The sequence below is a fragment of the Arenibacter certesii DSM 19833 genome, from assembly GCF_000429545.1.
Lineage (GTDB): Bacteria > Bacteroidota > Bacteroidia > Flavobacteriales > Flavobacteriaceae > Arenibacter > Arenibacter certesii.
This window is the reverse complement of the sequence record NZ_AUCB01000027.1, coordinates 54,140-79,086: the sequence shown is the minus strand read 5'-3', so window position 1 is coordinate 79,086 and position 24,947 is coordinate 54,140. Positions and strand designations below refer to the sequence as shown.

Annotated in this window: 27 protein-coding genes; 8 read left to right on the top strand and 19 right to left on the bottom strand. The window is 37.6% G+C overall.

Annotation, left to right across the window (positions count from 1 at the left end; genetic code table 11):
* Positions 1–230, top strand: a 230-nt coding sequence (locus tag G466_RS0113755; RefSeq protein ID WP_026814198.1) for an ATP-binding protein, incomplete at its 5' end; no start/stop codon positions are given.
* Here the strand turns inward: G466_RS0113755 and G466_RS22050 are convergent.
* The 9 genes from G466_RS22050 to G466_RS0113710 all read right to left on the bottom strand — a co-directional run bounded on the left by G466_RS22050 (position 213) and on the right by G466_RS0113710 (position 5,360).
* Entirely contained in the window at positions 213–641 is a 429-nt protein-coding gene (locus G466_RS22050) for a hypothetical protein (protein ID WP_051315667.1), read from the bottom strand. The two genes, G466_RS0113755 and G466_RS22050, sit on opposite strands and share 18 nt — an antisense overlap.
* Positions 642–774: 133 nt before the next feature.
* Positions 775–1,143: a hypothetical protein gene (locus G466_RS0113745; protein WP_026814197.1), complete on the bottom strand. Its 369-nt coding sequence runs from the start codon at positions 1,141–1,143 to the stop codon at positions 775–777.
* An 805-nt stretch (positions 1,144–1,948) separates the two neighbouring features.
* Positions 1,949–2,374, bottom strand: a complete 426-nt coding sequence (locus G466_RS0113740) for an SRPBCC family protein (protein WP_026814196.1) — start codon at positions 2,372–2,374, stop codon at positions 1,949–1,951.
* Positions 2,375–2,413: 39 nt separating this feature from the next.
* On the bottom strand, positions 2,414–2,791 hold the full coding sequence (locus G466_RS0113735; protein ID WP_026814195.1) for a nuclear transport factor 2-like protein: 378 nt from the start codon (positions 2,789–2,791) through the stop codon (positions 2,414–2,416).
* A 57-nt stretch (positions 2,792–2,848) separates the two neighbouring features.
* Complete coding sequence (locus tag G466_RS0113730; RefSeq protein WP_026814194.1) at positions 2,849–3,205, bottom strand: VOC family protein; 357 nt, start codon at positions 3,203–3,205, stop codon at positions 2,849–2,851.
* A 30-nt stretch (positions 3,206–3,235) separates the two neighbouring features.
* Positions 3,236–3,619, bottom strand: coding sequence for a nuclear transport factor 2 family protein (locus tag G466_RS0113725; RefSeq protein WP_026814193.1), 384 nt, complete (start codon positions 3,617–3,619; stop codon positions 3,236–3,238).
* A 7-nt stretch (positions 3,620–3,626) separates the two neighbouring features.
* The gene (locus G466_RS0113720; RefSeq protein WP_157373890.1) at positions 3,627–4,085 is read right to left on the bottom strand and encodes a hypothetical protein; all 459 of its coding nucleotides are present in this window, start codon (positions 4,083–4,085) and stop codon (positions 3,627–3,629) included.
* Between the two features lie 7 nt (positions 4,086–4,092).
* A complete protein-coding gene (locus G466_RS22045; RefSeq protein ID WP_034235670.1) occupies positions 4,093–4,836 on the bottom strand; it encodes a DUF899 domain-containing protein in 744 nt (247 codons plus the stop codon).
* A gap of 2 nt (positions 4,837–4,838) precedes the next feature.
* On the bottom strand, positions 4,839–5,360 hold the full coding sequence (locus G466_RS0113710; RefSeq protein WP_026814191.1) for a DinB family protein: 522 nt from the start codon (positions 5,358–5,360) through the stop codon (positions 4,839–4,841).
* A 794-nt stretch (positions 5,361–6,154) separates the two neighbouring features.
* Between G466_RS0113710 and ltrA the strand changes: the two genes are divergently transcribed.
* Entirely contained in the window at positions 6,155–7,417 is a 1,263-nt protein-coding gene (ltrA, locus tag G466_RS0113700; protein WP_026814189.1) for a group II intron reverse transcriptase/maturase, read from the top strand.
* A 104-nt stretch (positions 7,418–7,521) separates the two neighbouring features.
* Here the strand turns inward: ltrA and G466_RS0113695 are convergent, their stop codons facing one another.
* The 3 genes from G466_RS0113695 to mnmE all read right to left on the bottom strand — a co-directional run bounded on the left by G466_RS0113695 (position 7,522) and on the right by mnmE (position 12,635).
* Entirely contained in the window at positions 7,522–9,660 is a 2,139-nt protein-coding gene (locus tag G466_RS0113695; RefSeq protein ID WP_026814188.1) for a KAP family P-loop NTPase fold protein, read from the bottom strand.
* 242 nt (positions 9,661–9,902) lie between these two features.
* Entirely contained in the window at positions 9,903–11,057 is a 1,155-nt protein-coding gene (locus G466_RS0113690; RefSeq protein ID WP_026814187.1) for a site-specific integrase, read from the bottom strand.
* A 180-nt stretch (positions 11,058–11,237) separates the two neighbouring features.
* Entirely contained in the window at positions 11,238–12,635 is a 1,398-nt protein-coding gene (gene mnmE / locus G466_RS0113685) for a tRNA uridine-5-carboxymethylaminomethyl(34) synthesis GTPase MnmE (protein WP_026814186.1), read from the bottom strand.
* Positions 12,636–13,028: 393 nt separating this feature from the next.
* Between mnmE and G466_RS0113680 the strand changes: the two genes are divergently transcribed.
* Positions 13,029–13,487, top strand: a complete 459-nt coding sequence (locus tag G466_RS0113680) for a hypothetical protein (RefSeq protein ID WP_026814185.1) — start codon at positions 13,029–13,031, stop codon at positions 13,485–13,487.
* A 146-nt stretch (positions 13,488–13,633) separates the two neighbouring features.
* On the top strand, positions 13,634–13,972 hold the full coding sequence (locus G466_RS0113675) for a DUF4870 domain-containing protein (protein ID WP_026814184.1): 339 nt from the start codon (positions 13,634–13,636) through the stop codon (positions 13,970–13,972).
* A 70-nt stretch (positions 13,973–14,042) separates the two neighbouring features.
* Here G466_RS0113675 and dnaN read toward each other — a convergent pair whose 3' ends face one another.
* The 5 genes from dnaN to G466_RS0113650 form a co-directional block, all read right to left on the bottom strand.
* The gene (gene dnaN, locus G466_RS0113670) at positions 14,043–15,161 is read right to left on the bottom strand and encodes a DNA polymerase III subunit beta (protein ID WP_026814183.1); all 1,119 of its coding nucleotides are present in this window, start codon (positions 15,159–15,161) and stop codon (positions 14,043–14,045) included.
* Positions 15,162–15,304: 143 nt separating this feature from the next.
* Positions 15,305–16,969, bottom strand: coding sequence for a gliding motility-associated ABC transporter substrate-binding protein GldG (gene gldG / locus G466_RS0113665; RefSeq protein WP_026814182.1), 1,665 nt, complete (start codon positions 16,967–16,969; stop codon positions 15,305–15,307).
* Positions 16,969–17,700, bottom strand: a complete 732-nt coding sequence (gldF, locus tag G466_RS0113660; RefSeq protein WP_026814181.1) for a gliding motility-associated ABC transporter permease subunit GldF — start codon at positions 17,698–17,700, stop codon at positions 16,969–16,971. Before gldF ends, gldG begins: the two co-directional genes overlap by 1 nt.
* An 18-nt stretch (positions 17,701–17,718) precedes the next feature.
* Positions 17,719–18,003, bottom strand: coding sequence for a putative quinol monooxygenase (locus G466_RS0113655; protein WP_026814180.1), 285 nt, complete (start codon positions 18,001–18,003; stop codon positions 17,719–17,721).
* A 12-nt stretch (positions 18,004–18,015) separates the two neighbouring features.
* Entirely contained in the window at positions 18,016–18,846 is an 831-nt protein-coding gene (locus G466_RS0113650) for an SAM hydrolase/SAM-dependent halogenase family protein (protein ID WP_026814179.1), read from the bottom strand.
* A 135-nt stretch (positions 18,847–18,981) separates the two neighbouring features.
* On the opposite strand from G466_RS0113650, the gene G466_RS0113645 reads away from it, so the two are divergent.
* Together G466_RS0113645 and G466_RS0113640 are read left to right on the top strand one after the other, a co-directional pair.
* Entirely contained in the window at positions 18,982–19,935 is a 954-nt protein-coding gene (locus tag G466_RS0113645; protein WP_026814178.1) for a PhoH family protein, read from the top strand.
* A 9-nt stretch (positions 19,936–19,944) separates the two neighbouring features.
* Positions 19,945–20,904, top strand: coding sequence for a phosphoribosylaminoimidazolesuccinocarboxamide synthase (locus G466_RS0113640; protein ID WP_034235653.1), 960 nt, complete (start codon positions 19,945–19,947; stop codon positions 20,902–20,904).
* A 4-nt stretch (positions 20,905–20,908) separates the two neighbouring features.
* On the opposite strand, the gene G466_RS0113635 is transcribed toward G466_RS0113640, so the two are convergent.
* On the bottom strand, positions 20,909–21,574 hold the full coding sequence (locus G466_RS0113635; RefSeq protein ID WP_026814176.1) for a 3'-5' exonuclease: 666 nt from the start codon (positions 21,572–21,574) through the stop codon (positions 20,909–20,911).
* Positions 21,571–23,487, bottom strand: a complete 1,917-nt coding sequence (locus G466_RS0113630) for a DUF294 nucleotidyltransferase-like domain-containing protein (RefSeq protein WP_026814175.1) — start codon at positions 23,485–23,487, stop codon at positions 21,571–21,573. Before G466_RS0113630 ends, G466_RS0113635 begins: the two co-directional genes overlap by 4 nt.
* A 345-nt stretch (positions 23,488–23,832) precedes the next feature.
* Here G466_RS0113630 and G466_RS0113625 point away from each other — a divergent pair, with 345 nt between their 5' ends.
* A complete protein-coding gene (locus G466_RS0113625; RefSeq protein WP_026814174.1) occupies positions 23,833–24,267 on the top strand; it encodes a response regulator in 435 nt (144 codons plus the stop codon).
* 330 nt (positions 24,268–24,597) lie between these two features.
* A complete protein-coding gene (locus G466_RS0113620) occupies positions 24,598–24,918 on the top strand; it encodes a four-helix bundle copper-binding protein (protein ID WP_026814173.1) in 321 nt (106 codons plus the stop codon).
* Positions 24,919–24,947: the final 29 nt, after the last annotated feature.

The window sequence follows — 24,947 nt, the reverse complement described above, 5'->3', positions numbered from 1 at the left end:
TGGATGACTTTGGACTGGCTCACTTGGATAGAAAACAGCAAATGGACCTGATGGAGATCATTGAGGACCGGCATGGAAGATCATCTACCATTATTGCAAGTCAACTTCCTGTGGGAAGCTGGTACGATATTATTGGAGAAGCAAGCATCGCTGACGCGATATTGGACCGACTGGTACACACCTCTCACCGGATAGAATTAAAGGGAGAAAGTCTAAGAAAAAAACTGTAATATTGTCATTAACTTATCTTTTTGACCAAAATCCTTAGGGGGGTCAGTATGGCCAGAATAGGGGGTCAACATCACCAGAATATCCAGGCTTCCTGTATTGGTTAAAAGGATACCATTTGCTCCTAATTTTGCTGCTCGTGACTTTAATTCAGTTATTGCTTTGTCCTGTGCAGATTGTCTTGAAAGTACCACGTCGCTACTAACCTCAATTATTCCTATATTTTCGAATTTTACTGGTGGGTCAAGGTATATTTTTACTTCTATTGGATTAATTGGTTGTCTCGCAGTTCCTGTAATAATTGTAGAGCCAGTAACACATCCCAACAAAAAAGTGAAAAGTAAAATCACATTGATTGTGCTGAAAACTCTGATGATTTTTTGCTTTATTAGTAATTTATTAAACTGTTTCATTATTAATTCTCTTTCAATCCACTAATTATCGCTGAACTGACCACGTGTGTTCGTTAAGATACATGGTTACAAAAGTCATATATTAACCTTTACACTAAATTGATTTCCAATCTTGTAGCCTGTTCTTTATTCTTTAAGTGTTTTTTGAAATTTCAGCATATTGCATTCCATGATTCTTAGGTTTTACATTATACCCCATTTTATTATAAAACTCAATCAAGACGTCTGGTGAAGAATAATCAGGACTGTTTGTTAGCTCTCCATAAATTTTTTTAAAACCATTTTTCTTTGCACATAATTCAAATTCAGTTAGAACATTTGTACCTAAGCCTTCTCTTTTTCTATATACCTTAAAATCATAGATTTTTATACTAGTTCCAAAAATGTCGTAATTCAGTATAAAAGCTTTAGTTCCGTCTGAAAATTCTCCCCTGACCTCTAATTTTTTCGTATCTAAAGAAACGTTTAAATTCTCATTGTTATGTATAATATTTTCTATCATTTATATGATAATGACTCTAATTGAATTGTATTTTTTTGAGCTATTGCAAATAACACCCAAGCTCGTATGAATATTGCGGAGGCACGCCGTCTGCGACAGCAACGGTTGTGTCGGCGCGTTGGCCGAATTCCGTCTGTGCACGAAGCTAACTCCTTTTGCCCGCCTGTACCGAACGGCTACATTAGGTTTGGTTTATTTTTATTTTTTCTTTTTCAAAGCTAAACTCTTAAGACTTAGCGTCAGTTTAAAAATACACAGACCTTTCGATTTAACAATAAAGTCCGCATTATAACTATCTAAAAATTTTTCTGAAGTGGTCATTTTCTCAATTTGAGTAAAATGTATTTGTATATGATTTGTTGTGTGATTAAGCACCTAATTTAACAAATAAAAACCGAATAGAAGATGCTGGAGGATTTTTGTAAGTAGGTGAGAACTAACAATAAATTATATACGGTGTGTGTGCCCAGCATGGGCATCTTTTATCTACTGCAAAGTAGATAATTAATCTAGAGGGTGCAAGGTTGCCCGATCTGTCTAGGCGGGCCTGCCCGACTATGTCATTCAGGCGGGCTCGCCTAACGGATACACAGGTCCCTTATGTACAGCAGCCTAAAGCTCAATACTGCGTACTACAATCACTGTAAAACGGTTAAAAAGGAAAGGTTATGTTAGTTTATTGGAATACTACAAACGTTAAGTCTCATTATCGAACCGCCCAGTACGAGACCCGTACGCTGGGTGGTGTGAGAGGTGCAGTCCGTCATCTAATGGCGGACCCACCTACTCGATTGGCAGCTGGTTTTTATTTTTCCGATTCTACATATTTTTTAAAATTTCCTAAAATAGCTTGCCATCCTGCTCGTTGTTGTTCGTCCGAATTAGTTCCTTCTGCATCGAAAGTTTCACTTACGGTCACTTCATTTCCATTTTCTGAAAAGTCAATTTTCACAATTCTCCCATCGGACATTTTGTATGTGATTAATTCCTTTTCGATTATTTTTTCATAATCTCCAGTAAAATCAAACCCCATACTTCCATCTTTGGCTACCATTCTCCAAGAGAATTTACCATTTGGTTTTAAATCATTTTCAGCTTTTGGACAGCACCATTCATCTGTGGCGAAATTCCAATTCTTGATGTGTTCAGGTTTGGTCCATAAATCCCAGACTTTATTAATGTCTGCTTTTACAGTAGTTTGGACAGTTATTGTAGGATTTTTTGATTTCATTTTATTTGTTTGATTTTTATAGTTGGTTTTAAACTAATGCTAAATTCCGATTACGTATGATGTAATTGATTTTACTTTCGTTCCTTTTGCTCCACTAAATTCATAAAAGTCCGAAAACGCATATTTTTTACCGTTCTGCATTTTTATAATTCCGCTTACAGCACCTTCTTTTCCGTGAGTTAAAATTCGGTCGAGTATTAATTCTGATGCTTTTTCCTTTTCCATCTTTTCCAATTCCTCCGTAAACTTTTCTTTTCCCTCAATTTTTTTGTCGCCAATTATATTCCAAACAATTTTGTCCGTTACGCGCTCTGCCAAAAATTCAGAATTTCCTTTAGCAAATGCAATATTTATTTTTTTTAGAAATTCCTTTTTTGGTGCATTTCCGCAATCAGAACTTACAGTTATTTTTGTCATGTTTCCGAATATTTAATTTCAAGTCAAGGTAATATCCCGCTTTTTAATAAATCCATTTTAGTTAATATGACTTAATAGATTTAAAGTTACTCCGTTTGGGTCTTTTATAAAAAATCGTCTAACTCCCCAACTCTCGTTGGAAATCGGATAAACAATTGCAATATTCTCTTTTTTAGCACGTTCGTACCAATTATCAATATCGTTTACTTCTATTGACAAAAAAATAGCAGAATTATCTAAAGGTTTATTTTCTTTATTCTGAAAAACAGAAATTTGAGCTGTTCTATTTTCTTTTGATACAAAAGTTAAAATCCACTCCATATCCATTGCTAATTCCATTCCCATAAAATCAGTATAGAATTTCTTGCTTTTTTCAATATCATCAGAGTAAATATTTGGTACTATCCTATGCATTGTTAACTGTATTCGTTTTGTTAATTGTTTTTATTTCAGTTCATTTTTTTTGGATTTTACAACTGCAAGGTTATTTATAAGTTTCCATTCCTTGTCGGCATCTAAAACGAATGAATTATAGGAAATAAAATCGTTTTCAGCACTTTCAATTCTCAATTTAACGGATGCAATTTTTCCGCTTTGGTCAATCTCAAGGATTTCCAGTTGTCTTGGTAGTCCACCAAAAACTCCACTTTTAATTTTATTTAGATATTCGTTTTTGGTGACTATGGTAATTCCCGAAGTTCCCATAAATCCGTTATTCGTAACTCGAAAATCTTTGTGAAGTACTTTGTCCAAAAGTTCAACGTCACTAGTATCTCCACCTTTTACAAAGTCGATAATTGCTTGTTTTATTCTGTGGTTTTCTTTCATTTTAATTTTAGATGGTATTTTCTTTGTTGGTAACGGTTTCTTTAGTCCCATAGCGTTCACATAGCGGATTCCATTTTCCGTCTAGTTTGATCTCCCAATGCTCTTTATAGGTATTACCTTCTTTGTCAAAAACCATTGTGGAACGCTCTGTTTCGCCCGTAATAGTCCACAGATTACCTTCTATTTTTAAGTCATACGCTCTATAGGAACCACCATTGTCAAATAAATGTAATTTAGGTTGTGAGCTATCGTTATCTGTACCTATAATAGAAATTCCAAAATGTTCATTGTCAACAAATTTATAGTTCCAATGTGCCACTAAAAAATTATTTCCCAGAATGGTTACGTTTTGAGTGCCATGAAGTGGTTGGTTTGCATCTATAGGTGCTCCTGGGAGATTTTTCCCTTGTACGTTCCACATACCTTTAAAAAGCATTAGTGGTTTCATTTCTTCAATTATTTCCATTCTTATTTTAGTATTTATCATGCAAACCCCACCAACTACCGGGTTTGTCACTACCACGACCTTCGGGTTTTTCCCAATCTTCCTGTCTTCCTAATGCTGTGAGGTCAAGATAATTCAAAGTTCCCATTAATAATTCGCAACCTCTTTCATAAGATGAATAGGTATGGAAGATACTGTCGCCTTTTCGGATAAAAACACTATTTCCTGGTTGCTCACCTTTCCAATTCTTCCAGTTTTCGCCCAATGTACTTATGTCTTCATAATTGTAAACGTGCGAACCTCGGTCGGCATCAATTGTGACATGATAATCATAGTTGAAGTCATTGTCAAAAGAAGAATACCAAGGTATTGTCCAGCCCATACGTTTTTTAAATTTCTCAAGCTTTTCCAATGGTGCTCTTGAGACAAGTACCAAAGTCACATTGCGAGCGTGCAAATGGGCAAGATTCCCAATGTTGTCTGTTTGAAAAGAACAGCCTTTACATCCCTCATTCCATTCTGGGTCAAACATAAAGTGCTGTACAATTAACTGGTTACGTCCTTTAAATAACTCCAATAGACTTTCCTTACCCTCTGGACCATCAAAAATGTATTCCTTATTGACTTCGACCATTGGTAATTGGCGTCGTCTGGCATTAATTTTTTCGTGTTGTTTTGTAAATTCTTTTTCCTCTATGAGCAAAGCTTTACGCTTCTTAAGCCATTCGTCCCTTGAAACAATATCTGGCAAACTATAGGCTTCTTTTTTCATAGCTACAATTTCTTTTGAATACTTTCGAGTTGTTTGCTGTGTCTTTGAGCGTGCTCAATCATTAAGTGAAGCCATTCGTATCGTGTCAAACCATCTGGAGAAGGAGGAAATTCCAATTCTGAAACAAGAGCTTTTAGGTCTTTGCTCTTTATGGTCTCTAATTGATTTTCTTTTTGTTGTTGTAAGGTTTTTAATAAATCATCAGCGTTGTGAGGGGGTTGTTCTGGCTCTAAAGGTGCTGCTGATTTCATTTTGTCCTTGCCACGAAAGATATCTTGAATAAGGCTAACTTGTTCATCATAGCGTCGTTTTGTCGACTCTGTTTTCCCGTTTGACAACTGTTGTAGTATGCCTCCATTTGATTTTATAATATGCTCTGCTACTTGGCCTGCTGTCCAACTTCCCTCAAAAGGAACGGTGTTAATCTCTTTCTCTGAAAAATTTGAAAGTGTCTTATTGAAATTTTGATAGGTCGTTTCAATCTCATTAATGAGTTCTTGCTGTGTCAAACTTTTTGTATTCATTTTGTTTAATTTATATATTAAACAATTAATGAATTTAAAAAAGACGTTACAAAAAGAGTAATCGAAATAATTTTTTTTTTAATCCGAAAGCAAATGGATACGGTGGATGCGATTTTTTTAGCTTGTTGCCAACGTTTCGTGTATGAGCAGTGGCGTGGTTCGTCACGGACAATTGTAAACAAGTACTTACCATTGGAAAATCCGCAGGATTTTCCAAGTAGGCGAGGACAAGCCATTGCTTATACATATTGTGTGTGCCCAGCATGGGCATCTTTTATCTACTGCAAAGTAGATAATTAATCTAGAGGGTGCAAGTCCCTTATGGGCAGGGGTAATCCTTCGTCTACGCTCGGGACAGGCTTTTTGAACCATTAGTAAGTCGCAAGGGTGGTAACTGCGAGGTTACATCTGAAGGAAGCGAGACTACAAAACTCGGTACTGATCCTTCGACTGCGCTCTGGACAGGCTAAACAGGAACCAGATATGAGGCTGTGAGGATGGATGAGCAAGCACATCATTGTAAAGTCCGAAACACTTTTAGGTGAATGCCGAAGCAGTAGATCTGGCAGGAATCGAGGGAAAGAAGATGTCATTACCTGGGGAGGTCTCCAAAGTTACGTGTAGCTAAATGGAGAAGTCAGCTGACGTCGTAGTAGCCAACCACCTGATAGGTTGGTGAAGGACTGAACGATAATGGTCATTAATAAACCACGGAGCGGTTTTGTGTTACGGATAGTTTTCCAGTAAAACAGTAGCCATGGATTAAGCGGGACAGCGAAACAATTTTAGTGTTAATGATTAAACGTTTAACAAGTAAAAAGAACCTTAACGACGCCTATTTACAGGTATTCCGCAACAAGGGTGGTGCAGGAGTGGACGGAGTTTCCGTAATGGAACTTAAATCCTTGCTCCGAACCCATGCCAAGCGATATACCCAACAGATAGAACGGGAGTCTTATCAGGTGTCTCCAATATTAGGAATTGAAATACCCAAGAGCAACGGCAAGAAACGGATGCTTGGCATTCCCACCGTTGTCGACAGGGTGTTTCAACAAGCACTGCACCAAGTACTGCAGCCCATATTTGAGACGGACTTTCAAAAGCACAGTTACGGGTTCAGACCACAACGTAACGCCCATCAAGCGGTCGCACAAAGCCTAAAGAATATTAATTCAGGGTACCAGTGCATAGTAGACATCGATTTAAAGAGCTTCTTTGACGAGGTGGAACACTATGTCCTCTTGGAACTGATATATAAAAAGGTGAAATGTAGACCCACGATGAAGCTGTTACGCTCATTCCTTAGGGCACCGATACTAATCAGCGGCAAACTACACAAGCGCAAAAAGGGCGTCCCGCAAGGTTCGCCTCTAAGTCCGTTGCTTTCCAATATCCTGCTTAATGAGCTGGATAAGGAACTGGAAAAGCGCGGACATCGTTATGTTAGATATGCTGATGATTTCAGTATCTATGTCAGAAGTAAAAAGTCAGCGAAAAGGGTAGGTAACAGTATCTACAAGTTTCTGCGCGACAAGCTCCGATTGCCAATAAATAGAAAGAAAAGTGGCATACGCAAACCTTTGGATTTCCAAGTACTAGGGTTCGGTTTTGTACCAACCTATAAGAAAGGGGAAAAAGGCAAATATCAGCTGGTGGCCGAACCGTCGAAGTGGAAAGAATTTAAAACAAAACTTAAATATCTGACCAAAAAGACGATACCCGCCAGTTTTGAAGAACGTATTTCAAGCATCAATCTGTTGGTACGAGGGTGGATTAATTACTTTAAGCCGGCATCTATTCAGGCCAAGTTCAAAAAGCTGGAAGAATGGCTGCGCAACCGACTGCGGTATTGTATTTGGCATCATTGGAAGAAACCCGAACGGAAACGGAAAAACCTGATCCGTCTGGGCATTGACCAAGACCAAGCCTACGCTTGGAGCCGTACCAGAATGGGGGGATGGGCTGTAGCCCAAAGCCCAATACTGCGAACTACGATCACCGTAAAACGGTTAAAGAGGAAAGGTTATGTTAGTTTATTGGAATACTACAAACGTTAAGTTTCATTATCGAACCGCCGTATACGAGACCCGTACGTACGGTGGTGTGAGGGGTGCACTCCGTCATTAGATGGCGGAGCCATCCACTCGATTACCTGCCGTTTTTATTTTTTTTCTTCTTGATACCATTTATAGAATTGTCTGACCATGTTTAAATCTGTAAAATCTTGGGTTCCATAGTCGATCCAAAAAGGTCCTTCGGCTTCAATTTCTTTAATCTTAAAAACTGTCTGGATTCGTTCAAACAGTTTTTCCTTGTCGTAGAATGAGACTAAATACTCATATCTGTCTCTGGATAAATCTCCCTTAAAAGGCTCTGGCTTAGCAGAACTTCTTACTGTTGGTGTGTATGACTTAAGAAGAATTAAAATATTCTTTTCATCCCTATCAAGAAATGATTCTACGTACTTGTCAAATTCTGGCTTATCTCTTTCTGCCCAAGTATGTCCAATATATCCAATATGCTCTGGGAAACGCTCAAAAATGGATTTGTCTTTCGATTCTTCAAGAGCTCTCTCTGTTAATATTTTAGCTAACTCAACATATTGCTCATCATTAAATAACTTCTCTTCAGGTTGTTTGCTTGATCTTAGCCAATTATTGATTTCGTAGGCAAATTCAAACTGCTTTGGATAAGTCATTAGTTCTTTCCCAAAGTCGAATAAGTCTTCTTTCTCTTTATGGTTTTTAAGAAGCTGTAAAATAAAAATAGCTGCCTGACCAAATGGTGTTTCAAACCCCATACTCATCATACCACCTTGCTTAGGTAGCTCTCTGCTTATGTCACAAAGTACTTTAGAAATTCTCTTTGCAGATTCCCAATCATACTCTTTTTCAAGACTTCTTAATTTCTGCATGAAATTATCTTTTGAGGTCTTAGTGATTATGCCTTGAACTTTTTCAGTTATCAAGTCAATATTGTCTGTTTGTGCAATAAATTCAAGAAGAAGGTCAAACTCAATATCCGATATATCCCCTTCTATAACAGAGTATGAAAAATACCTATCAAAGTACTTTGTTGAGACTATTCTTTTTTGAACAAACCACTCATTGTAAGTCTCGTTTCCAAAATGATAATTACCGAAAGCCGTGTCTAATCGAGGAAAGAGGTTTGAAAGTAAATCACGTACTTTAGATTTGTCCTTTTCACCAAGGTTAATTTCGAGGTTTTCAAAATGCTTTTTTATTGAATCGATTTTTGCCTGATTATTACCATGCCCGTAGGTCTCAGAATACGATCCGATAAAGTAGTCTGGGTTATTCTTGACGAATGAATAATGTTCAGGATAGAAAACTCTCAAGGCTTCAATTAACATCAAGTCAATAATATTTACTTCACCTTTTAAGAGTGGTAATGAGAACGATAAAGTATTGCCGTATCTGACTGCTAACCTTGGAGTTGTTAACCTTCCTAGTATGTTGGTTGTAAATTGATAGACAAATCTTTGAACTTCATCTTCTGAAAGATTCAGTTCACTTTTAAGTATTGCATTATCGACTAGTTTAAAGCAAAATTTCTTTAGTGCGTCAGGTTGAGCTTTAGGAATTGACAGGGGCACTTGGATAATTTTTTCTAAAAAATTCTCACCTGCTTTTTTATCACCTGTACCGAATCTTTCTCCAATGGCTGAAGCGACCATTTCCTGGTCGAATGAAAGAATATATGTAGTGTTTTTAAAGTCAGCAGTCAGCTTAACAAGCCTAAATAACGAATAGATTTCTTGTTTGTCTAATCGGTCGATATCGTCAATAAAAATCACTAATCTTTTGCCACTCTCAGAAATGAATTCATCAACCCGTTTTTTAAGATTTTCAAGGTCAACATCAGCTAGGTTTTTACCTACGTCACTAAAATCTACTCCTATGATAGACCCTACGCTGCCATATTTTCCAACGAACCCTGCAAATTTCTCTTTATTTGAGGAGAGTTCCTTTCCTAACAGTTCTGAAACTTTTTTTAAGAAATTCTTAATCAAGGTGTCTTCATCGCCATATCGCCAAGGGTTGAATACTAACGTCAGGATTTCATCATGACTTTCAAGCTCTTTGTTAATGAAATTAAGAACAGTCGATTTCCCTTCTCCCCAAACTCCGAAAATTCCAAAAACTAGAGAGTCTCGATTTTTCCGCTCTACAATTGTTTCGGCAATTCTCTTTGAAAACCCATAACGCTGAAAAGCATCTAATTCTTTCTCAATAATTGGTTTATCTGTTGAGTAGTTTTCCGAATTAGTGTCGTTCATGTTCTTTTTTTAATGGCAGGTAACGTACGGATATAGGTATATGAACCTATATCCCCATCTTATCGGTAACTAACATAGCTCTTATTTCCCAAAATATCCAGTCGGTTATTGGAAAATAATTAACAATCAGATGTTTATAAATATATGAAATCGCTGTAAAATGGAGTAGAGGAGTCTGAAAATCGCTTTGAATTTAGAACCTTACTCTATATGCCACGTGATATTGTAACCTTAAACGAGTGTTACATCAAATCCAAATTCAACTTAGGGAGTAAGTTCGCGGCTTCCTTCATTTTCTTGTCTATGATTTTAGCATAGATCTCCGTAGTTCTTATTTCGCGATGACCAAGACGTTTTGAAACAGTATAGATATCCGCTCCATTTTCTAATAACAGCACCGCATTGGTATGCCTGGCGGAATGAAAGGTGATGTGCTTGTTAATACCGGCAAACATGCACCAGCGAAGGAGTTGGAGGTTCATATGGGCACTATAACGGAGACCTTTGAATACTCGATCATTGGGACCTCTACGTTCCCCTAATAGCTCCCTGGCCTGTTCTGAAACATATAAGTATTCTACGCCCTCTGTTTTCTTTTGCTGAAACACAATTCGGTAAATAAGATCCCCGGAATTGTCCGTACCCTCATCACGTACCTCGGACCACTTTAGTTTATTAATGTCGGACCAGCGTATCCCCGATAAGGTGGAAAATAGAAAGGCACGTTTTAATAATGGAATGGTGCAGGGGGTCTGGGATAGTTTTTGAAGCTCATCTGAAGTAAGATACTCTCTGGTGGATTCTCCCGCTGTAAATCCTTTTACTTTCTTAATGAGGTTCTCCTTTAGGTACCCTTCTTCAAAAGCGGCATTTAAACAAGCCTTAAATTTATTGTAGTACGAATTCTTGGTGTTTTGGGATAACTTCTTTTTACTCTGTGTAACAGCAACGGTGTCCAGGTATTTCTTGTACCCTTTAATAAAATCGACATCAATATCGTCAAAAGTTATAGTAGGGGAGCAGTAGGCTTCTAAATGTTTCTGCGCAGCATCCCAATTGTCATAATTTCCTTTAGACTGGTAGCGCTCCTCTTTCTTCTGAACATAAAAGTCTAATATACTAACTTTTCCTTTGGTGTCGTTTTTAAGGTTATACTTCCCTTGATAGAGTTCAGCCTTTCTTATAGTTAAGATTTTTTCTGCGAGTTCTAAGGTATCTTTGTTTTTCCTTATTTCAGCATCGGTCTTGGGATCGGTTGTGAGATAGAGCTCTAGATATTCAAAATCCCTTAAAATTTTACTTTTACCTTTGGGCGTTGTGGTATGACCTTTATAGTATTCTATATAAAGACTGGTCAATCCGCTTTTCAGCTTTTTCTTTCTGAGATGAATTTTCATACGAGATACAAAATTTGTATCTCGACATCATTTTAACTTAACGAGATACAAATGGGATACAAAAATGTACGAAAAAAGGATGAATAAGAGAAAGCATAAATTTGAAAGTTATTAACAAATTATTGATTTTCAGCTATTTGCAATCAAATGATATTATATGATATCAAATAAAATGAATGTCTATTTGCCGATACAGAAATTAGCGAAAATGTTGCCCAACAATTCATCATTGGTCACCTGTCCAGTAATTTCGCCCAAATGATAAAGCGCTTCCCGGATGTCTATAGCCAATAAGTCACTAGGAGTATCCTCGTCCATTCCAAATTGTACTTTTTCTATCTCTTCCAAAGCTTTTAATAGAGAATTATAATGCCTGGTATTGGTCACAATAGTTTCGCTGTTTCGTAGTGCCCCCGTATTGACAAATTCTAATAAGCGCGACTTCAATTCTTCCACGCCATAACCGGTTTTGGCAGATAAAAGGTATAGGTCTGAAATTTGTCCTTTTAAAATCTCTATTTCCTCAGGTTGCAGTCGGTCTACCTTATTGGCAATCACCAATAGTGGTTTTTGGGGATACCTGTTCTTTATTTTCTCTAATTCTATGGTACTGGATTTTAGCTTGCCTGGATCGGAGGCCATTTCCCAAGCATCAACTAAGAGCACAACTACTTGTGCCTGAGCTATTTTTTCGAAGGTTTTCTGAATACCTATGCTCTCAACCACATCCTCAGTAGCTCTAATTCCTGCGGTATCAATAAAACGGAATCCCACTCCACCTATATTTATTTCATCTTCTATAGTATCTCTGGTAGTTCCGGCAATATCACTTACAATGGCGCGTTCCTCGTTGAGCAAGGCATTTAAGAGGGTCGATTTCCCTACATTTGGTTCCCCTACAATAGCGATCGGAATTCCATTTTTAATCACGTTCCCCACCGCAAAAGAATCGATCAGTCGCTTTAGTACTTCCTGGATCTTAGTTAATAATATTTTAAACTGACTCCTATCGGCAAATTCCACATCTTCCTCTGCAAAATCGAGCTCCAATTCTATTAGAGAAGCAAAGTTGAGCAGTTCTTCACGCAATTTTTCTATTTCGTTGCTAAACCCACCTCGCATCTGTTGCATGGCTATCTGGTGACTAGCTTCGTTATCAGAAGCAATAAGGTCTGCTACGGCCTCTGCCTGACTTAGGTCCATCTTTCCATGTAGAAAGGCCCTTAGCGTAAATTCCCCTGCATGTGCAGACCTACAGCCATTACGTAAAAAGAGCTGAATGATCTGTTGCTGGATATATGGGGAGCCGTGGCAAGAGATTTCTATCACGTCTTCACCTGTATAAGAATTGGGACCTTTAAATACAGATAACAACACCTCGTCCAATACTTTGTTGTCCTCCACAATATGGCCCAAATGAATAGTATGACTTTTTTGCTTTTTTAGGTCCTTACCTCGAATGGATCTAAAATGTGATCCGGCTATAGTAATGGCATCTTTTCCAGAAATTCGGATAACCGCAATGGCACCAGCACCCGAAGGAGTAGCTAAAGCAATAATATTGTCGTTGTTAATCATAAAATACAATCTATAAGCCCCTTATTTTAGACGAAAAAAATGGGAGGTATTGGACATTTTTAAATTCACCGCAAAAATACAATTTATTGAGGACACTCTTAGATAACGAACTAGAGGACGCTGTAAATATATGTGGAACTGTAGAGTGCATATCTCTTTTTGAAAAATTAAAGAATAATATGACAGAAAGGGATGATAAGGCATAGAATTTGATATAACTTGTTAGGAGAGTGATTATTTATAAAGTTATTGATAATAGGGTGGGAGATAATAGGTAATTTTGTAGTGATAAAATACTTTAAGAGCATCCGTATTATAGACCTGCAATTACATTATTTATCAAAAAAAACTTGAAGGGTGCGAAGTATAACCGCCCAAACTAAAAAATAGAAAATGAAACTGAAAAAAAGTTTAGGATTATTGTTGTTATTGGCGTGTGTTAACTTTTCTTATGTGCAAGCACAAGAGCCAGAAACACTCCCTGTACCTACTGCTGAGGAACTAAAGATAGAACAAGCACTGGAAAAGGAGCGGATTAAAGAAGCCAAGGACTTAAAAAAGCGTATGGCTAAGGCTGAAAAAGAAGCTAGAAAAGCGGAGAAAGCCCAGCAAAAAGCAGAAAAGGAATTAAAGAAAAGCAATAAGATTGCATCAAAAATTAATTCTACCAACAAAAAGATAGATAAGGATATAAGTAAAGTAGAAAAGATCCAAGAGAAAATGGAGCGGGATGACAGCAAAGGAAAACTGTCACCACGGGATTTTGAAAAATTACACAAGAAAATTGACAAGCTAAATTCCCGCATTGATAAAAATCAACAAAAAGTGAGAAAGCTGTATAGCAAACAGTAAAACACCATGATTTTTAGATAATGCAATTAATTTTGTAACAAATAGAAGCTTTTGTCGTCTTAGTTTTAGAACCTTTATTTAGATTTAGCGGTTTATTGTTAATGGATCCCATTCTAAACAGGGTTTAGTTCCATATAAATTATAGGATGAAAGCGGAAAACAAACAACTTATAGTGATTACCCACCTAAGCCAGTTACTAGATCTAGTAACTGGTTTTGGTGGGTTACTTGTTCCCCTTATTTTGTGGTTAGCAAAAAGGGATAGTGTTATAGATATGGATGAACATGGCAAATCCATAATTAACTTTCAAATTAGTATGATCTTGTATGCATTAGCATGTATTCCACTAATCCTACTCTGTGGTTTGGGAATCATAGGGATTATTGGTGTCGGCTTACTGTGCATTATATTTCCCATTGTGAATGCCATTAAAGTGTCTAACGGGGAAGCTCCTCATTATCCGCTGAGCATTAAGTTTGTGTAATGCGAAAAATTAAAAAATCCGCATTGTAAATTTACGATGCGGATTTTTTACTGAATAAAGAATAAATTCCTTAGCTATTAAGCATTACTGGCATCACCAACATGGTAACCATTTCCCCTTCATCCAATCCGTCAATAGGGGTAAGGATACCTGCTCTATTTGGTAGACTCATTTCTAACTGTACGTCATCTGAAGTAAGGTTGTTTAACATCTCTACCAAAAAACGAGAGTTGAATCCTATTTGCATATCGTCTCCTTGGTAAGAACAAGTTAAGCGCTCTTCTGCTTTATTACTATAGTCAATATCTTCAGCAGAAATATTTAATTCCGCGCCAGCTATTTTTAATCGTATTTGATGGGTAGTCTTGTTAGAGAAGATAGATACCCTTCTTACCGAACTCAATATCTGGGTTCTGGAGATAGAAAGCTTATTTGGATTCTCCTTAGGGATTACCGCTTCGTAATTGGGGTATTTCCCGTCAATCAGCCTACAGATCAAGATGGTATTTTCAAAGCTAAATTTAGCGTTGCTTTCATTGTATTCTATAACGACATCGGTCTCACTTCCTGCCAAAATTCCTTTTAACAAATTTAATGGCTTTTTAGGCATTATAAACTCGGCCACTTTAGAAGCGGTAATATCCGTTCTTTGGTATTTCACCAATTTATGGGCGTCCGTAGCTACAAAGGTTAGATTTTCTGGTGAAAACTGAAAGAAGACTCCGCTCATCACCGGCCTTAAATCGTCATTCCCTGCAGCAAATATGGTTTTGTTAATGGCAGTGGCCAATACATCTCCCAAAATGGTAGTAGAGGAAGGGTTAGCTAGTTCCACAGATTTTGGGAACTCGGAACCATCAGCATAAGCCAAAGCGTATTTACCATGGTTAGAGCTAATCTCCACCGTGTTGTTGTCTTCTACAACAAATGTTAAGGGCTGCTCTGGAAAAGTCCTTAGAATCTCTAACAATAGTTTTGCTGGCACCGCAATGGTTCCTTCATTGTCAGAGTCCACCTCCAAAACGGAACTCATTGTTGTTTCTAGATCCGAGGCGGAAACGGTAAGTTCCCTTTGATTTAGATCGAAAAGAAAATTGTCCAGAATTGGTAGGGTGTTACTGTTGTTGATAACCCCGCCCAAAATTTGGAGTTGTTTTAGTAAATAGGTACTAGATACTATAAATTTCATGTGTCTCTTATTTATTTTTAAGGAACCTAAATTTCAAATTTCCCATTAGGTTAATTAGGCTATATTCAGCAAGATTCCTTTCATCTCAATCAAAAACAAAGATATTTTAAATGTCCTTTTTAAGGAAACAAACTTATTAACACTTATCGGCTGTATTTTTTCCTTCTTAAGGCATTTATTGCCCACCCAAATATAAGTGTCAAAACCAGCGGAAGGCCAATATTTATCAACTGCCATTTGTTTTTTTGTTCTTCAATTTTCACCTCATCTAAAAATGGAATCGCAACTTGCTTTGTACGAATGTTTATAAGTCCATTATCGTCTAAAAGGTAATTAAGGGAATTTATTAGGAATTCTTTGTTGCCATAATAGTTATTTGTCCATTTGTCATATCCCAACTCTAAGGGTCTTCCGTTCCTAATTTGGTTCTTAATAACATCGCCATCTGCTATAACAATCATCTTATTGGCCGGACCCTTATCTAACACTTCATTTAGGGCAACGGGTTTAACCCTATTGGTGAAAGTAGAGTTAAATTCCCCTTCTACCAAAACGGCCAAGGGTTTATTGCCGTTTGCATACGATTCCTTGTCCGGAGCTGTATTGATAATGTCGAGGCTGATTTGCCTAGGTACACCTTCTATTTTTGAAAGTGGCGAGCTTTGTAGCAATATCTTTTTACTATATGCATTGGGAAGGGTGTCCATAGAGCCTGTAAACTGGAATCTAACCGCTTCTATATTGGTATTAATCGGATGATCGTTCTTAGAGAAGACCATAGGGTGGTAGTACCAGGGAACCGGGTTATACTGGGAATCGTTATCCTCACCGGTAGCCAATACAATCTGAGTAAAGTACATATCGTTAACTAGATTGGCATTCAGCCTAACCCCATACCTAAAGAAAAAATCGTTGAGGTTTAGCTGTCGTGGGAAGGCCATGGCAGTACCATTCTCATTATAAAGACTGTCTACCTCCATAGCCACCTGATCTATTAGCCAGAGCGACTTTCCTCCTCCAGTGATGTATTGGTCCATGATAAATTTCTCCTCATCCGTGAACGCTTCGGTGGGTTTTGCAATAAGGGCCAGGTCAAATTCCCTTAACTGATCCAATACCTTTTGCGGATTATTGGCAACAGAGTCTAGCGTAATGGCTCCTAAATTGTAATAGTCCCTAATGGTTGTTAGGAAATCGGCTATGAATAAATCCTCTAACTGTCCATTTCCCTTTATAATTGCCACACGCTTTTTATCGGTAAGGTTTAATTGGGCAAAGGCGTTGGCAAAGGCATATTCTAAATGTTGTACGGAATTGTTTACCCGGTCTTCGGTAGTGGTTCCTATTTTGTTCTTTAACAAGGGGACCTTCACCGATTTTTGATCGTAATTTATTATTGCCCAGGGAAATATTATCTCCTGGGAGACTTTCCCTCCCTGGTCTACCATTACGTGGGTAGGGGTGAGGCCCAGTCCATGTAATTCCGCTATTACTTCTTCTGTGGATGCGGCATCTTTTAAGGGATCAACAAAGGCGAATTGTATACTTTTATTTTTGGCGGCGAATTCTTCTAACAATTGTCGGGTTTCGTCCTTTAATCTTAAAAACTCTGGCGGAAGATTCCCATCCAATAAGATGTCTATCATGACCGGAGAACCCAACTTCGCTACAGCATTAATAGCAGGAACAGAAAGAGTATATCTTTTGTCCTCTGTAAGATCTGCTCGGGTATAGAAAATATTTCCTACTACATTCAGCAAAATCAGGACCACTAGGGCCTTTAATACGGATAATAAACTGCTTCTCATTATCTCTTTTGATTTTTAAGCTGATTAATGGTCAGGAATAGGAAAAATGCACAAATCCCAATAAAATAGACGATATCCCTAGTGTCTATAACCCCTCGGGCAATACTATCAAAATGGGCTTTCATCCCCAACTTTTTTACTATCAAGTGCATATCGCCAGACGGAATGAGTGTGGCAATTGCATCAAATCCGTAAAATAGTAGAAAACTGATAACCATAGACAGGATAAACGCCACAATTTGATTTTCAGATAGGCTAGAGGCAAACAACCCTATAGCTGTATATCCCGCAATAAGGAACAAAAGGCCAAAATAGGATCCTATTATCATTCCCATGTCCAGATTACCAACTGTAGTACCCAATTCCCATATGGTATAGACATAGAGTAAGGTGGGCAATACGGAGATTAAAGCGAGGATAAAAGTCCCCAGGAATTTCCCTAAAACCAAATCCCTAAGGGAAATTGGTTTTATAAAAAGAAGTTCTAAGGTCCCCATCTTTTTCTCTTCGGAAAAACTCTTCATGGTAATAGCGGGTATTAGAAATAAAAACACCCACGGGGCAAGGAGAAAAAACTGGCCCATATCGGCAAATCCATACTCAAATATATTGAAAGGTCCTTTAAAGACCCATAAGAATAGTCCATTGAGAACTAAGAATAGTCCAATAACCAAATAGCCTATAGGAGAGGTAAAGAACGATTGGATTTCTTTTTTGAAAATAGCGATCATTTGTTTTGATTCGTGTTTTTAACTTTTCTGCAAAGACCAAGCTTCCGGTTTTTCCGCAAAAAGCAATTTGGTGGCCTTCCATACTTGAACAAAATAGTCGGACTTCCTATAATTTTCCAGATCGGCGATGCTGTTCCAATAACTATGGGTGAAAAATATACGTTCGTCATTTACATCCTGAAGCAACTCTAGGAATGTACAGCCCTCCACGTTTCGGATGGCTTTTTTGTGCGCTTCGAAGATGGATTTAAAACTTGCGATGTTTTCTGATTCAAAGGTTAATTTAACTATTCTTACTATCATAGGACAGGACGCTTATTCGAAGTTAATAACTATGGTATCCCTGTAATCTAGTCCCAATAGGGTAGAAGCCCCACCAACCGTATTTAGATCACTCTTATAAATCGCAATTTCCAGATAACCGGCAGTATTAAATAAGGCGAGAAGATCTCCAGGGGTTTTCCGCTTTTCCTTATCTTGTTCATAATCCACAATTTCACCATATTTTCGGTGTATTTGTTTAATTACTTTGTTGCGTACCAAAAGCTGAAATTTCTTTCCCTTTCCGTGCAATAAAAAGTCACTTTGTTCTATATTGGTAACAATATTGCCATAATTATCTATATAGATAACACTTCCATAGAGCGTAGCACCATCATCCGATAACCTTGGTTTAACGTTTCTAAGGTCTTTTAATGCCTTAAAGTCTCTCCCTATAACCTCTAGCTTTCCACCCCTAGCAATGTGACAGGCAACCTTAACAAAAACGTCCAAAACTGGAAACGCGCCATCTACCGAATTAGGTAATTGAATTTCCACAACTTTTTCTGGAACTATTTCGGAAGTTATTAAACCTATTACGCCATTATTGGCCATTATAAAATAGTGGTTGTCCGCAAAGACCGCAATATGTTGATTTTCAGGTGAAAGTTCAGAATCTACTCCTACAATATGAATACTTCCATCAGGAAAATTCTTATACGAATTTTTAAGGATGTAAGCACACTCCTGAATATTGAAAGGGGCTATGGAATGGGATATATCAACAATTTTTGGATCACCCAATTCCTTGTAAATAGTTCCCTTAATGGCGCCTACAAAATGATCTTTATATCCAAAATCAGTAGTTAATGTAATTATAGGCATAGAGGACTGTTGATATGTTTTTGGTTTGGTAAGTAGTTTTTTACTTAATTTTGATTTTGTTAGACAAAATTACACAAAAAATTATCGAACCAAAATATTATATTTTTTTCTAAACCTTTCTAATATACCTAATTTTTGAACGAACTAATAATTGAACTTACAGACATTGGCCCAAGAGAGTTTTTTGGACAGAACAATGAGAACATTGATTTGTTGAAAAAGCATTTCCCAAAGCTGAAAATCGTTGCGCGTGGCAATAAAATAAAAGTTTACGGTGATGAAAAACAGCTGGACGAGTTTGATCGTAGATTTGATATGCTAACTTCACATTATGCCAAATACAATAAGCTGGATGTTAATAGTATAGAGCATTTACTTACCGTTAATGGTAAAGAAGAGGTAGAGGCTTCGCAGGCTAGTGGAGAAGTATTGGTACATGGTACTAATGGCCGACTCATTCGCGCAGTAACTTCCAATCAACGAAAACTGGTAGATGCTGCAACTAAAAACGATATGGTTTTTGCCGTAGGTCCTGCTGGGACTGGTAAAACCTATACCGGCGTTGCCCTGGCAGTGAAAGCACTTAAGGAAAAACAGGTTAAACGTATTATTCTAACTAGGCCCGCAGTAGAGGCAGGGGAAAATTTAGGTTTTCTTCCCGGAGATCTTAAAGAAAAATTAGACCCCTATATGCAGCCATTGTATGATGCCCTTAGGGATATGATTGCCCCTGAAAAATTGGCCCATTATATAGAGAATGGGACCATACAGATAGCACCTATGGCATTTATGCGTGGTAGAACCTTGGATAATGCCTTTGTAATCCTGGATGAGGCGCAAAATACGACCCATGCCCAAATGAAAATGTTCCTTACCAGAATGGGTAAGAACGCTAAATTTCTGATCAATGGGGATCCCGGGCAAATAGATTTGCCAAGACGTTTTGTTTCCGGACTTAAAGAAGCCTTGTTGGTATTACAGAATATAGAAGGTATCGAAATTATATATCTAGACGAAAAGGACGTGATAAGACATAAATTGGTAAAAAAAGTAATAGAAGCCTATAAAGGTATTGAGCATAATAATTGATTTTTTTTGATGAGCAGCACAATAATAGATACGAATTTTAATTTCCCGGGTCAGAAAGAGGTTTATAAGGGAAAAGTAAGAGAGGTGTATACCTTGGAAAATAATTTATTGGTAATGGTAGCTACGGACAGGCTTTCTGCCTTTGATGTAGTGATGCCGAAAGGTATACCGTATAAGGGGCAGATCCTTAACCAAATTGCCACTAAAATGATGGCCGATACTGCAGATATTGTGCCTAATTGGTTATTGGCAACTCCAGACCCCAATGTTGCCGTAGGTCATGCCTGCGAACCTTTTAAGGTAGAAATGGTTATCCGAGGATACTTATCCGGACATGCAGCAAGGGAATATAAACTTGGGAAACGCGAATTATGTGGTGTTGCCATGCCTAACGGGATGGAAGAGAACGATAAGTTCCCGACCCCTATTCTTACTCCTGCCACCAAAGCGGAAATGGGAGACCATGATGAGGATATTTCTAGAGAAGCTATTCTTGAGCGGGGGATTGTTAGTGAAGAAGATTATGTAATCTTGGAAAAATACACTAGGGCACTTTTTCAAAGAGGAACTGAAATAGCGGCTAAAAGAGGGCTTATTCTTGTGGATACCAAGTATGAATTTGGAAAGACAAAAACGGGAGAGATTGTTTTAATAGATGAAATTCATACTCCAGATTCTTCACGTTATTTCTATGCAGATGGCTATCAGGAAAGACAGGATAAAGGAGAAATGCAGAAGCAATTGTCCAAAGAGTTTGTAAGGCAATGGTTAATCAGTAATAATTTTCAAGGTCTGGAAGGGCAAGTAGTTCCCGAGATGACCGATGAGTATATCCAAACCGTATCCGAAAGGTATATTGAATTATATGAAAATATTACAGGAGAGAAGTTTATAAAAGGTGATATTTCCAATATTCAGGAGCGAATAGAGACCAATGTGGTCCACTATTTAACCGATTCTCAAAAATAAGATATTAGCCCATTTTTAAAAGATCTTTTAGTTTTAAGGAATCCTTTTCTTTCAGACGGGATTTTATTTTCAAAAAGGCTATAGCAGTAATATAGGCATCCCCCATAGCGGTATGCCTATCTTTTTTTGATATATCAAATTTATCAGCTAGTTCATCCAGCGAATAATGGTCCTTTTTCTTAACCAGATTAGTGGTTAAAAGGGTGTGTTTGTACAAATTGGAAGTGTCTATTGCCGGATTTTTTAACTTGGGAAGTCCGTTTCTTTCCAAGGCTTTATTAATCATATTTAGGTCAAATACAGCATGGTGAGCTATAATCACGGCATTTTGCAAATACGCTAATAGTTGTTGCAGCGCGTCTTCCTCACTTATTCGGTATATTGCCTCACTTTTTAAGATACCATGAATTTTAATGCTATCGGCATTATGATGATCCTGCTCTAAATAAAGTTCTAAGTTTCGCGAGACCTCAATCATTTTGTTTTGTAAGGTGAGTGCCCCAATAGATAGTATTCTATCATGTATATAATCAAATCCAGTCGTTTCCGTGTCCAACACTACAAAACGGATTTCGTTGAGGTCTGTGGGCAACTTTTGCTCAAAACTTTGTGCATAATCTTCCCAAAACTTAGGATATTGCACGGGTTTTCTCCTAAAGATATTTATCATCTCATTAAATTTGAAACCTTGAATCTTACACTGATCAATTCCTGGATATCCTTGATCGTCTTAAATGTCCGCTTAAGCTTTATACGCTCCTCCTTGGAGAGCTGTTCAATTGCAATATATCTACCAGAATCGTTGTGCATTAAGCCTTGTTTGGTCCTAAATTTTAGTAGGGCCTTAGTGGCGTAAGAGCAGGCTAAAAAGGTTTCCTCATTATTAGGTTCCAATTCGGCTAATTTTTCGAAACGTTCAAAAGTATTGTTTACAAATTTAACGGAATGGGACAGAATAAGTACTCTTGCTGCATCGGTAAGGGGCATTAATGCTCTGCGTTTTAAATCGAATGTATCTTTATGCTCTCCATCTGCCTCCAGTAACATCTGCCTAAAGAAACCTGTAGGAGACGGATTCTGAAGGGCCCCACTGGCCAAATGCAAATAGAAAATGGGGTAGTTTTGTGTAGTTTCAAATATATGATCAGATAATTTATCGGCCAAGCCCACATCACCATAGGTAACATTGTAATCAAAAAATATGGAAGATAACAACACTTCATCTGCGCCCGGATTAGTAATCCATTCAGAAACTTTAGTTTTCCATTCATCCAAGCTATGGCACCAATTTGGATTGGAAGCCATCATCTCTGCAGGACAATATTCGTAGCCAATATCAAACAAACCTTTGTTAATGATCTTTGCCAGTTTTAGGAAATAATCGGTTGTTTCTTCAAGTTCCTCTTCGGGAACATTTTCAAATAATATGGCATTATCTTGATCGGTCTGCAGTAACTGTTCACTTCTACCTTGACTTCCCAAAGAGAGCCATGTGAATTTTACAGGAGGTTTACTCGGCATTTCTTTCAAAGAAATTGCTATAATTCGCTTGATACAAGCATCGTTCAATTCGGTAATAATCTTGGAAGTGAGCGTCATGGGTATATTCTGTTCCAAATACCCGGTCAACAGATGATCTATACTTTTTCGTATCCGTTTAATATTTTTTATTTTCTTGGCCCTCGTTATGGCTTTGATCAAGACCGCCGGGTTATTTCCCATAGCGACCATAATATCGTGTTTAGACAAAATCCCAATCGCTTTGGTGTCAGATGTGCCGTCCTTGGTAATACACAGATGACTAATATTACTCTTCATCATGGCCATCTGTGCTTGTGTAATAGTGATGTTTTTTTTAAACGTGGTAACGGGAGAGACCATAATCTTGGATGCTTCTATGGTTATGGGGTATTTCCCGGTAACAATATTATTGCGTAAGTCCCTGTCCGTTATTATCCCTATTGGCAGTTTATTTCTTAAGATTAGCATGGCCCCAACCTTATTTTCTGTCATTTTTTCTGCGACTTTCTTTACCGGGGTATCCTCAGTACAAGTTATCAGTTTTTTGGAATACTGAACCGATTGTAGGTCCATTAATGGCGTATGAGGGGCCACGGGCTCCAATACCTCTTCGTATAATTTTCCGCGGTGGTTAATAGAATATGGATTCCTGGTATTTGATGCAAAACTGGCTATCAAATAATCACCTACTTCATTATTCTGTTGGGCGTAAGGTTTAAAAATATCTATGGGAATCGCATATAAAATACTTTCTTCCTGTGCCTTGGCTTCCATTTTGTAATTCTCCGATGCCATAAGCGGTCTAAGACCAAATATATCCCCTTCGTCACACAGGTCCATCATGCTCTTTTCATTACTTTTTTTTAGGGCGATGGCTCCTTTGTAGACGACATAAAAATGACCGTGTGGACTGTCGTTCTCCAAAAAAACCGGGTTGCCTTTTTCTTTGTAAATTATGGTGATCTGTTCAGACAACGTTAGAAGATCGGATTTGTTCAACAGATTAAATGGGGGAAAGTTTTTTAAAAAATCGGCAACCCTATGGGAAATGGTATTTTTCATTTGGAGATGTTTATTGTTTTTTAACAGTCATACCTGCCCGACTACCTCGTTCAGGCGGGTGTAAACTTGCCTGACGACAGTCAGGTTCGCATTTCTTCATTCGAATATGCGACAAGTTTTCGTTCATGCTCATTTCATAACCGGTATTTTGGATAAAATTACTTTATAAGGTTCATCATTAAAAGAAAAAAGATACACAAAAAAATTTCTCTATTTTAATTCACTATAAAATACAATGATACTTATACATAGGAACAAAAGAAAGTCCAATTGATGCCTTTTTTATTAAGGTGAATTACTTAAATTTGAAGACTAATGTCCAATATTGTTTAATAAGATTGCAGTATGAATAAAAACTATATTTTTCTTGCAGATGATGATGAGGACGATCGAATGCTGTTTTCAGAGGCGTTAAATGAACAACGTCCAGATTCTATAATACTTACTTTTGATAATGGAGTGGACCTGATGGCCAGTTTATTGGACAGGAACCAAAAGCTTCCTGATATCATTTTCCTTGATCTGAACATGCCCTTGATGAATGGGGAGGAATGTTTGGCCGATATTAGAAGGGAACCAAGCTTGGCTGCTATTCCAGTGGTTATCTATTCTACCTACTTGGATCCTAAGATGGTGGATGCAGTTAAAGATGGTGGGGCAAATAAATACTTAAAAAAGCCTAAATCCTTTCCTCAACTAAAGGAATCCTTGGAAAAAGCTATAAATTCCGTCTTAGAGGAGAAGTATGGAGTGGATTCCGAATTTATTGTGAGATATTGATTTAGCTAGAAAAAGCGAACCTATAAGAGATTACTGTTTTTTAGAAAATTAGGGAAAAAATGGGCCTTCATAGGCGCATGGGATAAGAGTCTACAGTGCACAGTGCAGTATGCCTAACCAAATTTGTAATTCCCCTTTTAAAAGTAAAACCAAGATGTTCTACTGCTTTTGATCCCAAATTCTATAAGCCAATTCGGCAACTGGAATGACCCTAATATTGCTCTCGTAATGCAATAAAATCAAGGTCATTTGTGTCTATAAATTATCCAATAAAGTGCATCTCTAGATGAGGAATACTATAATTTTAAGGTTAACTAAAATAAGATCACCATGGAGCTAAAGTATCAAGATTGTATAGACGCCTGTCTAAAGTGTATAAGGGATTGTGAGTATTGTTTAATACAGATGGCTGGGATGGAAAGTAAGAACGATTGTCCCAAATGTTGTATTTTATGTATAGAGGCATGTACTACAACTATGAAGTTTTTAATGGCCGATAGTAGTTTTGCCAAGGAATATTGTAGATTATGTGCAGAAGTATGTCAATGGTGCGCAGAGCAATGTGGGCAGCACGATCATAAACATTGTGAGGATTGTGCCAATTCGTGTGTTAAGTGCATGGAAGAGTGTAGAAAGATTCTAGCTGCATAAACCTAGGGTTACTCAATCAATAGTTAATT

Bases quoted from the DNA above. Each gene is read 5' to 3' on its own strand.
- G466_RS0113740 (WP_026814196.1), bottom strand. From the start codon at position 2,374: ATGAAATCAAAAAATCCTACAATAACTGTCCAAACTACTGTAAAAGCA.
- gldG (WP_026814182.1), bottom strand. From the start codon at position 16,969: ATGAGAAGCAGTTTATTATCCGTATTAAAGGCCCTAGTGGTCCTGATT.
- G466_RS0113725 (WP_026814193.1), bottom strand. From the start codon at position 3,619: ATGAAAGAAAACCACAGAATAAAACAAGCAATTATCGACTTTGTAAAA.
- G466_RS0113710 (WP_026814191.1), bottom strand. From the start codon at position 5,360: ATGAATACAAAAAGTTTGACACAGCAAGAACTCATTAATGAGATTGAA.
- G466_RS0113635 (WP_026814176.1), bottom strand. From the start codon at position 21,574: ATGATAAATATCTTTAGGAGAAAACCCGTGCAATATCCTAAGTTTTGG.
- G466_RS0113620 (WP_026814173.1), top strand. From the start codon at position 24,598: ATGGAGCTAAAGTATCAAGATTGTATAGACGCCTGTCTAAAGTGTATA.
- G466_RS0113695 (WP_026814188.1), bottom strand. From the start codon at position 9,660: ATGAACGACACTAATTCGGAAAACTACTCAACAGATAAACCAATTATT.
- G466_RS0113640 (WP_034235653.1), top strand. From the start codon at position 19,945: ATGAGCAGCACAATAATAGATACGAATTTTAATTTCCCGGGTCAGAAA.
- ltrA (WP_026814189.1), top strand. From the start codon at position 6,155: ATGATTAAACGTTTAACAAGTAAAAAGAACCTTAACGACGCCTATTTA.
- G466_RS22045 (WP_034235670.1), bottom strand. From the start codon at position 4,836: ATGAAAAAAGAAGCCTATAGTTTGCCAGATATTGTTTCAAGGGACGAA.
- G466_RS0113650 (WP_026814179.1), bottom strand. From the start codon at position 18,846: ATGCCTATAATTACATTAACTACTGATTTTGGATATAAAGATCATTTT.
- G466_RS22050 (WP_051315667.1), bottom strand. From the start codon at position 641: ATGAAACAGTTTAATAAATTACTAATAAAGCAAAAAATCATCAGAGTT.
- dnaN (WP_026814183.1), bottom strand. From the start codon at position 15,161: ATGAAATTTATAGTATCTAGTACCTATTTACTAAAACAACTCCAAATT.
- G466_RS0113675 (WP_026814184.1), top strand. From the start codon at position 13,634: ATGAAAGCGGAAAACAAACAACTTATAGTGATTACCCACCTAAGCCAG.
- G466_RS0113680 (WP_026814185.1), top strand. From the start codon at position 13,029: ATGAAACTGAAAAAAAGTTTAGGATTATTGTTGTTATTGGCGTGTGTT.
- G466_RS0113655 (WP_026814180.1), bottom strand. From the start codon at position 18,003: ATGATAGTAAGAATAGTTAAATTAACCTTTGAATCAGAAAACATCGCA.
- mnmE (WP_026814186.1), bottom strand. From the start codon at position 12,635: ATGATTAACAACGACAATATTATTGCTTTAGCTACTCCTTCGGGTGCT.
- G466_RS0113735 (WP_026814195.1), bottom strand. From the start codon at position 2,791: ATGACAAAAATAACTGTAAGTTCTGATTGCGGAAATGCACCAAAAAAG.
- G466_RS0113690 (WP_026814187.1), bottom strand. From the start codon at position 11,057: ATGAAAATTCATCTCAGAAAGAAAAAGCTGAAAAGCGGATTGACCAGT.
- G466_RS0113630 (WP_026814175.1), bottom strand. From the start codon at position 23,487: ATGAAAAATACCATTTCCCATAGGGTTGCCGATTTTTTAAAAAACTTT.
- G466_RS0113730 (WP_026814194.1), bottom strand. From the start codon at position 3,205: ATGCATAGGATAGTACCAAATATTTACTCTGATGATATTGAAAAAAGC.
- G466_RS0113745 (WP_026814197.1), bottom strand. From the start codon at position 1,143: ATGATAGAAAATATTATACATAACAATGAGAATTTAAACGTTTCTTTA.
- G466_RS0113720 (WP_157373890.1), bottom strand. From the start codon at position 4,085: ATGGAAATAATTGAAGAAATGAAACCACTAATGCTTTTTAAAGGTATG.
- gldF (WP_026814181.1), bottom strand. From the start codon at position 17,700: ATGATCGCTATTTTCAAAAAAGAAATCCAATCGTTCTTTACCTCTCCT.
- G466_RS0113625 (WP_026814174.1), top strand. From the start codon at position 23,833: ATGAATAAAAACTATATTTTTCTTGCAGATGATGATGAGGACGATCGA.